Annotated in this window: 9 protein-coding genes and 1 tRNA gene; 8 read left to right on the top strand and 2 right to left on the bottom strand. The window is 60.3% G+C overall.

The features are described from left to right. Positions 1-363: 363 nt before the first annotated feature. Together SJY10_RS08820 and SJY10_RS08815 are read right to left on the bottom strand one after the other, a co-directional pair. A tRNA-Leu gene (locus SJY10_RS08820) sits at positions 364-449 on the bottom strand. 62 nt (positions 450-511) lie between these two features. Continuing rightward, positions 512-1366, bottom strand: a complete 855-nt coding sequence (locus tag SJY10_RS08815) for a neutral zinc metallopeptidase (protein ID WP_386681653.1) — start codon at positions 1364-1366, stop codon at positions 512-514. A 158-nt stretch (positions 1367-1524) separates the two neighbouring features. Here SJY10_RS08815 and SJY10_RS08810 point away from each other — a divergent pair, with 158 nt between their 5' ends. The 8 genes from SJY10_RS08810 (at position 1525) to gluQRS (ending at position 10399) form a co-directional block, all read left to right on the top strand. Further along, the gene (locus tag SJY10_RS08810; RefSeq protein WP_386681651.1) at positions 1525-2103 is read left to right on the top strand and encodes a YqaA family protein; all 579 of its coding nucleotides are present in this window, start codon (positions 1525-1527) and stop codon (positions 2101-2103) included. Next, positions 2103-2552, top strand: coding sequence for a disulfide bond formation protein B (locus SJY10_RS08805; RefSeq protein WP_386681650.1), 450 nt, complete (start codon positions 2103-2105; stop codon positions 2550-2552). The genes SJY10_RS08810 and SJY10_RS08805 overlap by 1 nt, the downstream gene beginning before the upstream one ends. Positions 2553-2563: 11 nt before the next feature. Beyond that, positions 2564-3493: an arginase gene (gene rocF, locus SJY10_RS08800; RefSeq protein ID WP_386681648.1), complete on the top strand. Its 930-nt coding sequence runs from the start codon at positions 2564-2566 to the stop codon at positions 3491-3493. Positions 3494-3693: 200 nt separating this feature from the next. Further along, entirely contained in the window at positions 3694-6447 is a 2754-nt protein-coding gene (gene gyrA, locus SJY10_RS08795; RefSeq protein ID WP_386681646.1) for a DNA gyrase subunit A, read from the top strand. 125 nt (positions 6448-6572) lie between these two features. Beyond that, positions 6573-7349 carry a hypothetical protein gene (locus tag SJY10_RS08790; RefSeq protein ID WP_386681644.1) on the top strand — a complete coding sequence of 259 codons (777 nt, stop codon included), beginning with the start codon at positions 6573-6575 and terminating at the stop codon, positions 7347-7349. A gap of 129 nt (positions 7350-7478) precedes the next feature. After that, positions 7479-8177: a hypothetical protein gene (locus SJY10_RS08785; protein ID WP_386681642.1), complete on the top strand. Its 699-nt coding sequence runs from the start codon at positions 7479-7481 to the stop codon at positions 8175-8177. A 39-nt stretch (positions 8178-8216) separates the two neighbouring features. After that, entirely contained in the window at positions 8217-9578 is a 1362-nt protein-coding gene (gene trmFO / locus SJY10_RS08780) for a methylenetetrahydrofolate--tRNA-(uracil(54)-C(5))-methyltransferase (FADH(2)-oxidizing) TrmFO (RefSeq protein WP_386681640.1), read from the top strand. Continuing rightward, the gene (gluQRS, locus tag SJY10_RS08775) at positions 9575-10399 is read left to right on the top strand and encodes a tRNA glutamyl-Q(34) synthetase GluQRS (protein WP_386681638.1); all 825 of its coding nucleotides are present in this window, start codon (positions 9575-9577) and stop codon (positions 10397-10399) included. The genes trmFO and gluQRS overlap by 4 nt, the downstream gene beginning before the upstream one ends. Positions 10400-10420 lie beyond the last annotated feature (21 nt).

Genomic DNA, 10420 nt, shown 5'->3' with positions numbered 1-10420 from the left:
TTCGAAACGCCGATTGCTTCATCTGGTATACTAGTGCGACGCAAGCGAAACGCCTGATTTCCACCGATAAACCCCAAGAAAATTGACTATTTGGTTATATAACCTGCGTCGAAGCCAAAACATTGATACATTACAGCGCGCTATCCACCTGCAACTACAACCACTTAGGGTTGAATGTGTAAAATGTGGCAGAACCAAGGCCGTTGCCGTTGCAATTACCAAAAGTAGAAAGACAAACCCGCACAATCGCCGCCACCGTTGATCATTCAGAAACAATGACACGCCGCAGCCATACGATAAGAATCAAAATAGCCCGCAAGCTGCGGGCGGGATCCCTGATGGGAAAATCTGTTAAATTAATTCTGGTACCGGTGGTCGGACTCGAACCGACAAGATCTTGCAATCGGGGGATTTTGAATCCCCTGCGTCTACCATTCCGCCACACCGGCCAGTGACGCTGACGTATCCAAGGTGCAGGCCCGCGTCAATCGGGCCTGCACGTAATTTTCGATTAAAGTTGCGTCGCAGAGAAGGTATCGCAATCGCGCATGTCACCGCTTTCATAACCGCGCATGAACCAACGCTGCCGCTGCGCGCTGGTGCCGTGGGTAAAGCTGTCGGGGCTGACAGCGCGGCCGGCATTACGCTGCAAGGCGTCGTCGCCGATACGGGCGGCGGCATTCATCGCCTCATCAATGTCGCCCGGTTCCAGCGAGTCGTTCATCGCCTGCGTGCCCTGCGCCCAGATCCCGGCGTAACAGTCGGCCTGCAGCTCGATCCGAACCGAAAGCGCATTTGAATCCGCCTCGCTCATGCGGGCGCGCATGCTGTTGGTTTGCCCCAGAATACCAAGCTCGTCCTGGATATGATGCCCAACCTCGTGGGCAATCACATAGGCCGCGGCAAAGTCACCGCCCGCCCCTAACTGTTGCTGCATCGTGCGGAAAAACGCGGTGTCGAGATAGACGTCCTGATCGGCGGGGCAATAAAACGGGCCGGTCTGTGCACTAGCATTTCCGCAGGCAGAGCGGGTGACGCCGTCAAACAGCACAAGCTTCGGCGGCACATAGGCACCATCGACCTGTTGGTCGAAAATGGTCGCCCAAACGTCTTCGGTGTCGGCCAGCACAACGCCGACAAATTGTTCGACCTCTGGATCGGCTTCGGTGATCTGGCCGGTGTCGACTTGCTGCGTACTGCTGCCGCCCGTGCTGCCCACGATGCCCGACACGTCGACCCCGAAATACCAGCCCAGCAACAAGATCAGCACGCCGCCAATTCCGCCGATGCCACCAATCGCGCGCCCGCTGCCACCGCCGCTGCGCCGTTCAATATTGCGGCTGACCCGCCGTCCTTGCCATTTCATCGCAAACCTCTTCCAAATCTTGGCGCATCGCCACTTGGCGGTAACAATAGTGCGACATCGCGTCGCTGCAATGCGCAAGGCCCGCAATGCGCGCCCACGACTTGACCTTTGCGCCGGTTTAATGGCCTAACCGGGCCTGAAACCAACAGGATGCCATCATGATCCGCCGCCTTTACGACTGGACGATGTCCCTGTCCCGCTCGCGCCATGCACTTTGGGCGCTTGGTATTGTCAGCTTTGTCGAAAGCAGTGTGTTTCCCATCCCGCCCGATGTGCTGATGATCCCAATGATCATTGCCCGCCCTTCCCGTGCCTTTCTGATTGCCGCCATCGCCACGGTCACATCGGTGCTGGGCGCGCTGATGGGCTATTACATCGGCGCCGTGCTGTTCGACACGATTGGCCAGCCCGTGCTCGAATTTTACGGCAAAGGCGAATATTTCGACGCCTTTGCGATCAAGTATAATGACTGGGGCGCCTGGGCTGTCCTGATTGCGGGCATCACGCCCTTTCCCTTCAAGGTCATCACAATTGCCTCTGGCGTCACCGGCCTGTCGCTGCCTGTGTTCATTGTGGCCTCGATCATCGCCCGCGCGTTTCGCTTCTTTCTTGTCGCTGCCTTGCTGTGGAAATTCGGTCAACCGATCCAAGATTTCATAGAGCGGCGCCTCGGACTCGTCTTTACCGTGTTCATGGTGCTGCTCGTTGGCGGCTTCGCTGTGCTAAAGGTGTTTTAATGCGCAATACGCTGATCCTGATCGCCGCCGGCGGCTCGGCCTTGCTGCTGGCCGGCGCTTTCGTGTTCCAGTTCCTTGGCTACCTCCCCTGCGAGATGTGCCTCTGGCAGCGTTGGCCCCATGCTGCCGCGGCCCTGATCGGCGCGCTCGCATTCACCGTGCCACACCGCATCTGGCCCTGGCTCGGCGCAGTGGCCGCGGCCATCACCAGCGGCATCGGTTTTTTTCACGCCGGCGTCGAAAAAGGCTGGTGGCCCGGCCCCACGTCCTGCACCGGCGGCGGTGGCGGCGGCCTGTCGGGCGATCTGCTGTCCACCGAAGGTCCGCGCCTGATCATGTGCGATCAGGTGAGCTGGGAACTGCTCTCCATCTCCATGGCGGGCTGGAACGCCCTGTTTTCGGCAGGACTGGTCCTGATCTGGATCGCTGCCGCCCGCGCCCGCACCTGAAAGGCACCACCATGACACAGACTCATTGCATTCTGATCGGGGCCCCCGTCGATTGCGGCAAACGCCGCCGCGGCTGTCTGATGGGCCCGGACGCCTACCGCACCGCTGGTCTGGCAGAGGCGATCACTGCCCTCGGCCATACGGTCGAAGACCTTGGCAACCTGGCACCCGCGACGGTCGAGGTCGCGCCGCATGCCAATAGCAAAGTCTACGCCCTGGCCGAAAACGTGGGCTGGACCCAAACCCTTATGGAGGCCGCCCAACAGGCCGCCCCTCGCGGTCTGCCGATTTTCCTTGGCGGCGATCACGCCCTCGCCTTGGGTACCGTTGCCGGCATGGCCGCCCATGCACAAATGGCGGGCCGCCCGTTCTTTGCCCTGTGGCTGGACGCGCATAGCGACATCCACACCCCCAACACCACCGATAGCGGTAACCTGCATGGCACGCCCGTCGGCTACGTTATCGGTCGCGACGGATTCGAAGCGTTCCCCGCCCTGCCCGCCCGCGTCGATCCGGCCAATATCTGCATGATCGGCCTGCGCTCTGTCGACAGCGCCGAACACGCCGCCTTGCTGGATATCAATGTCGATGTCGTCGATATGCGCGTCATCGACGAAAGCGGCATCCGCACACCGCTGGCCGCCTTTCTTGACCGCGTCGCCGCCGCGGACGGAATGCTGCACGTCAGCCTCGACGTGGACTTCCTCGACCCTTCCGTCGCCCCCGCCGTCGGCACCACTGTCCCCGGCGGTGCCACCGTGCGCGAAGGTCATCTTGTGATGGAAATGCTGTGCGACAGCGGGCTTGTCACATCGCTTGATCTGGTGGAACTAAATCCTTTCCTCGATGATCGTGGCAAGACAGCCTCCCTGATGGTCGACCTAACCGCATCCCTGCTCGGCCGCCGCGTCTTTGACCGCCCCACCCGCAGCCACGCCTGAGGGTCCGGCTTCTTCTGGTCATAAATATCCCGGGGGGTCCGGGGGGCTGGCCCCCCGGCTTTTCCAATTTTTGGCCAAAAAATCGACCCCCGCAGCGCCTGGTTCGTGCCTTTCGCCCTGTCAGGCGTTGCGCACCAGATCAGGTATCTGCTAAGATCAACTGATCAAAATATAGACGTCTCATCGGATAAGGCATTCACGTGAACGATACCCCGGAAACCCCTGAAAACGATGACGAAAACGCTGCGCCAAAGTGGACGTATGACGGTCCGTCCGTCACCATCGAACACGAGCTTAAGACAGCATACCTCGACTATGCCATGTCGGTCATCGTCAGCCGCGCGATTCCGGACCTGCGGGACGGCCTGAAACCGGTGCACCGGCGCATCCTTTATGCGATGCACGACACCAATAACACCTATGACAAACCCTACCGCAAATCGTCGCGCCCCGTGGCGGAAACGATGGGTAAATACCACCCGCACGGCGACAGCGCGATCTATGATGCGCTGGTGCGGATGGCGCAGGACTTCTCCATGAGCCTTGTGCTACTGGACGGTCAGGGCAACTTCGGCTCCATGGACGGCGACAAGGCCGCGGCCTATCGCTATACCGAGGTCCGGATGCAGAAGGTTGCCAACTATCTGCTGGATGATATCGACAAAGACACGGTCGATTTCCAATTTAACTACGACGGCAAGGACCGCGAACCGACTGTTCTGCCTGCGAAATACCCTAACATGCTGGTCAACGGCGCGGGCGGTATCGCGGTGGGCATGGCGACCAACATCCCGCCGCATAACCTGGGCGAAGTCATCGACGCGACCCTTGCGCTGATCGACAACCCCGACATGACCAGCGAAGATCTGATCGAATACATCCCGGCCCCCGACTTTCCCACCGGCGGTGTCATTCTTGGCCGGTCCGGTGCCCGCAAGGCATACCTCGAAGGTCGCGGCAGCGTCATCATGCGCGCCCGCACCCATACAGAGGAAATCCGCAAGGACCGCTGGGCCATCGTGATCGATGATGTGCCCTATCAGGTCAACAAATCCTCCATGATCGACCGCATCGCAGAGGCCGCCCGCGAAAAGCGCATCGAAGGCATTGCCCATGTGCAGGACGAATCTGACCGTAACGGCGTGCGCGTCGTGGTCGAACTGAAACGCGACGCCACCGCAGAGGTGGTTCTGAACCAGCTGTTCCGCTTTACCCCGATGCAGACGAACTTTGCCTGCAACATGCTGGCCCTGAACGGCGGCCGCCCGGAAACCCTGACCTTGCTGCGATTTTTGTCCTGCTTTGTCGACTTCCGCGAAGACGTCGTTGCCCGCCGCACTGCCTATGAACTGCGCAAGGCGCGTGAGCGGTCGCATATCCTGTGCGGTCTGGCCGTGGCAGTCACTAACATCGACGAAGTCGTTGCCACCATTCGCAAATCCGCCGATGCCGGCGAGGCGCGCGAGGCATTGATGACCCGCCGCTGGCCGGCGCAGGATATCCTTGAATACATCGCCCTGATTGACGATCCGACCCATACGGCGAACGAAGACGGCACCTATAATCTGTCAGAGGCGCAAGCCCGCGCAATCCTGGAACTGCGTCTGCAGCGCCTGACCCAGATCGGCGTAAAAGAAGTCACCGACGAGCTGAAAGAGCTGGCCGCCAAGATCCGCGACTACCTCGAAATTCTCGGCTCTCGTGACCGGATCATGCAGATCATCCGCGACGAGCTGAACGAGGTGAAAACCCAGTTTGCCGTGCCGCGCCGGTCCGAAATCGTCGACTGGGCTGCCGACATGGACGACGAAGACCTGATCGAGCGTGAAGAGATGGTCGTCACCGTCACCTCTGGCGGCTACATCAAGCGGACCGCGCTGGCCGACTTCCGTCAACAACGGCGCGGCGGCAAGGGTCTGTCGTCCATGGCCACCAAAGAAGAGGATGTCGTCACAACCCTTTTCGTGGCCAATACCCATACCCAATTGCTGTTCTTCACAACAGACGGAATGGCTTACAAGCTGAAGTGCTGGCAGTTGCCGCTGGGCAGCCGCACGGCCAAGGGCAAGGCGATCGTGAACATCCTGCCGATCCAGACGGGCGTGACCATCGCCGCGATCATGCCGGTGGACCGGGACGAATCGGAATGGGACGACCTGCAGGTTGTCTTTGCCACGTCCAAGGGCACTGTGCGCCGCAACAAGCTGTCGGATTTCACCAATGTGAACCGCGCTGGCAAGATCGCCATGAAGTTCGAGGACGATCAGGCTGATAACACGCTGATCAATGCCCGCATTGCGTCAAATGACGACGACGTCATGCTGGTCACCAACTCTGGCCGCGCTATCCGATTCCCTGCGACCGACGTGCGGGTGTTCAACTCTCGCGGCTCTGTCGGTGTGCGCGGCATCAGGCTGAACGGCGATGACAAGGTTGTTTCCATGTCCATCATCCGCCACTTCGAGGCGGAGGCCGCTGAACGCGCTGCCTATTTGAAAATGCGCCGTGCGATGGCCGGCCTTGCCGACGACGCGGAAGTGTCCGACGACGAAGACGACGTGGCACCCGGCGCAATCAGCCAGGAACGCTATGCGGAAATGTCCGCGGCGGAAAACCTGATCCTGACGATCACATCCAAGGGGTCTGGTAAACTCAGCTCTAGCCACGATTATCCTGTGCGTGGCCGCGGCGGCATGGGTGTTACCGCGATGGACAAGGCGATGCGCGGCGGTGCCTTGGTGTCGTCCTTCCCTGTCGATTTGTCCGATCAGATCATGCTTGTGACATCGACCGGCCAATCGATCCGCGTGCCGATTGACGGGATCAGCTTCCGCTCACGCGGGGCGGGCGGGGTTAAGGTGTTCGACACTGCAAAGGGCGAAGAGGTTGTCAGCGTCGCCTGGATCGCCGAACAATCCGATGCGGAACCAGAGCCAGGCACGCCAGAGGCGTGACCTGACGGCCACGGCAGGTGAATTGTTAACAAATCGTTAATGCGAGCAATTCACCTTCCGCCCCGTCTTCTCTACCCCAAGCAGAAGGCGACCACGAACGAGTCGCCCTTTAATTGAGGGTTCTAATGACTAATATTTTCAAGGCCATGCTTTCGGCCGGCTTTTGTGTTGTGGCCACGGCGGCAGCATCCCAATCCCTGACCGGCGGCGACGTCACAGCGACTTATGGCGGCTTGACCAACAGCGATTTGGACGTGTCCGGCTACAACCTGGCGGCCAGCGGCGAAATCGGGTTCGACCGCGTTTTCGCCCTGCAGGGCGACCTAAGCTATAGCGACACCGATCTGGGCCTGTTCAGCAGCGACACCATCGCATTCACCGGCCATGCCATTTACCACGCGAACGAATTTGCATCCTTCGGCATGTATTACGGCCAGGAATCCTCTGACGGGGACGACCTGAAATTCTACGGCGTCGAAGGCGGATACGAGGCACAGCAACTGAAAGTCGAAGGCTACTTTGGCATCTCTTCTGTCGATCTGGGCGACGCCTATGCGGGCACCGAACTGGCCGAAGCCGGCGCGATCATCGGTGATTTCGAATTGAACCAGGCTGGCGTGCAGGTTGGCTATGACGTGACTGAAATGTTCACTGTCATGGGCCGCTATGACCAGATCCACTTTACCGATGCCCTGTCCTATGACCGCTTCGGTGCCGGTGTGGCTGCCGACCTTGGCAACAACATTGGCCTGTCCGCAGAAATCGGCCGTCTGAACGTCGATCTGGGCGGTCTGTCCGAAGGTGTGACCTATGCCAATATCGGTGCGACCTACACCTTTGGTGCGGAACGCGGCGCGACATTCGGCGCGCGGGATTCCGCCCATACGCTGACCGGCTTCTGACGCCTTTGCGCCACAGGTCATGCCGGGCACCCCTGACCGGCATGACCGAACTTGCACAAATTCGACATTGCCCGTATTTTTGCGCCCAAGGGGCAAAAAGCCTCAGCAAAATAACAACGAGGCAGAGACATGATCAATCGTGCAGTCCCGGTCGCCATCCTTTTGGCGGCTCTTCCCTTTTCCGCATCCGCCCAAGGCGTCACCGGCGGTGACCTTGGCATCGAATACAACGCACCGCTTGACGGTAGCGATTTCGGCGGCACCACCTATTCCGGCGGTCTGGAATACGGCTTTATGCGCACCTTCAGCATGTCGGTGAACGCGGCGGCCTACAAGCCTGACAACATCAGCACCACCGCCACCAACGTCACGCTGCATGGCACCTATCAGCTGTCTTCTATCGCCTCTGTCGGTGGCTTCTACGGCTACGACTCGATCGAGGATGAAGGCGCGCATCTGTTCGGCATCGAAGGCGGCACCGAATTTATGGGCGGCGATGTGGGCGGCTATATCGGCCGGGTCGAAGACGAAGGCACCATGCTGGGCTTTGACGGCAGCTATGATTTGCGTTCCGGCTTTTCCGTCATCGGCAATGTCGACCTGATCGACATCGACGATGCCCGCCTGGCCCAAGCTTCGATTGGCGCTGAATACCAGATGGCAGCCGGACCGCAGTTCTATACGCAAATCGGCCGGATTTCCGGTAATTTCGATGGCGATTCCGATGCCGTCGGCTTTTTCACCATCGGGGCCAAGGTCGCATTCGGCGCGGCGCGCGGCACCACCTTTGACAACCGCAGCGTTTTCGAAGTCCTTCCCGGCTTCTGACCCTTTGCAAATCGGCCCGCGGTGTCCTACATCGCGGGCATGACACATCATTTGCACATCGTCGGCGGCGGCATGGCCGGATCAGAGGCCGCTTGGCAGGCCGCAAACGCGGGCCTGACCGTTACCATTCATGAAATGCGGCCCAAGGTGGAAACCTTTGCCCATCGCACCGGCGATCTGGGGGAAATGGTTTGCTCCAACTCGTTCCGGTCGGACGATCATGAACAAAATGCCGTCGGCCTGCTGCATTGGGAAATGCGCGCGGCCAACGGGCTGATCATGCGAACCGCGGCGCAGCACCGCCTGCCCGCCGGCGGTGCCCTGGCTGTGGACCGTGACCCCTTTGCCGCCAGCGTGACGGCCGCACTCAAGGCGCACCCGAATATCACCGTCTCTTACGAAGAAATAACAGAGCTTCTGACCGACGGCCAATGGATCATTGCCACCGGTCCGCTGACCTCTGGCACCTTGGCAGAGGCGATCCGCGCCAAGACAGGTGCAGACCAGCTGGCGTTTTTCGACGCCATCGCGCCCATTGTCTACGCCGAGACAGTGAATATGGACGTGGCCTGGATGCAATCGCGCTACGATAAGGGGGAAACGGAGGACGAGCGCACCGCCTACCTGAACTGTCCTATGACCAAGGACCAATACGAAGCCTTTATCGACGCGCTTCTGGCCGCCGAAAAGACAGAGTTCAAAGAAGGCGAGACCGCAGGCTATTTCGATGGCTGCCTGCCGATCGAGGTCATGGCGGAACGCGGCCGCGAAACGCTGCGCTTTGGCCCGATGAAACCGGTCGGCCTGACCAACGCGCATGATCCGGATACCAAGGCCTATGCCGTCGTGCAGCTGCGCCGCGACAACGCGCTAGGGACGCTTTACAACATCGTCGGCTTCCAGACCAAGATGAAGTACGGCGCGCAAAAGGCTGTTTTTAAAATGATTCCCGGCCTGGAAGATGCGGAATTTGCCCGCCTGGGCGGCATTCACCGGAACACATTCATCAATTCTCCGACGCTTCTGGACGGGCAGATGCGGCTGAAATCCCAGCCCAACATCCGCTTTGCCGGCCAGATCACCGGCGTCGAAGGCTACGTCGAAAGCGCCGCCATGGGCTTGCTAGCCGCCCGCCTTGCAATTGCGCAGGCGCATGGCATTGACCTTCCGCCCGTGCCGAACACCACGGCGATGGGTGCGCTTGTCACGCATATCACCGGCGGCGCGGATGCGAAAACCTTCCAGCCGATGAACGTCAACTTCGGTCTCTTCCCCCCGCTTGAAGGCACCGGCATCAAAGGCGGACGTCGCGGGCGCAAGGAACGCTACAAGGCCTATACCGACCGCGCAAAACAGGACTGGACCGCTTGGCTTGTCCAGACGGAAACCGTGCCCGCTTGATCACCCGCTTCGCCCCGTCGCCCACTGGCCCGCTACACTTGGGCCACGCTTACTCCGCGCTTTATGCGCATGACATGGCGCGGGCGGCGGGCGGCACGTTCCTGCTACGGATCGAAGATATCGACCAATCTCGCGCCCGACCGGAATGGGAATCGCAAATATACGATGACCTCGCCTGGCTGGGCCTGGCATGGCCCACTCCGGTGATGCGCCAGTCGGACCGCTTACCCACCTACGCCGCCGCGCTCGATACCCTTTGGACGCGCGGCCTGCTTTATCCTTGCAGCTGCAATCGCCGCGATATTCTGGCGGCCGCCAGCGCCCCCCAAGAAGGCGCGGCCATGGGCCCCGATGGCATTATCTATCCCGGCACCTGCCGAGGCCGGCCCCGCACCGGCCCGCGTCCGCAAGACACCGCACTGCGCCTCGACATGAGAAAGTCCTTGCAAGCCGTTAACAGTAAAACATTTTACGGCATGAGCCCGAAACACATGTTAGACGATATCGGTGACGTCGTCCTGTGCCGCCGCGACATGGGCACATCCTATCATCTGTCTGTCGTGATCGACGACGCGGCGCAGCAGATCACTGACGTCGTGCGCGGCGCCGACCTGCACGAGGCGACACCGATCCATGTCCTGCTGCAACATCTGCTGCAGATACCAACGCCCGCCTATCACCACCACCGCCTGATCCGCGACGATGCGGGCAAACGCCTGGCCAAACGCGATGACGCCCGCGCCATCGCCACCTATCGTGCGGACGGCGCAACCCCCGCTGACATCCGCCGGATGGTCGGGCTTCCCCTTTCATCTGGCTAAATAAACTCATACCCCGCCTGC

The organism is Loktanella sp. R86503 (genome assembly GCF_042466455.1).
Classification (GTDB): Bacteria; Pseudomonadota; Alphaproteobacteria; order Rhodobacterales; family Rhodobacteraceae; genus Loktanella.
The sequence above is the reverse complement of the archived record's forward strand: the minus strand, read 5'-3'. Positions and strand labels throughout refer to the sequence as shown.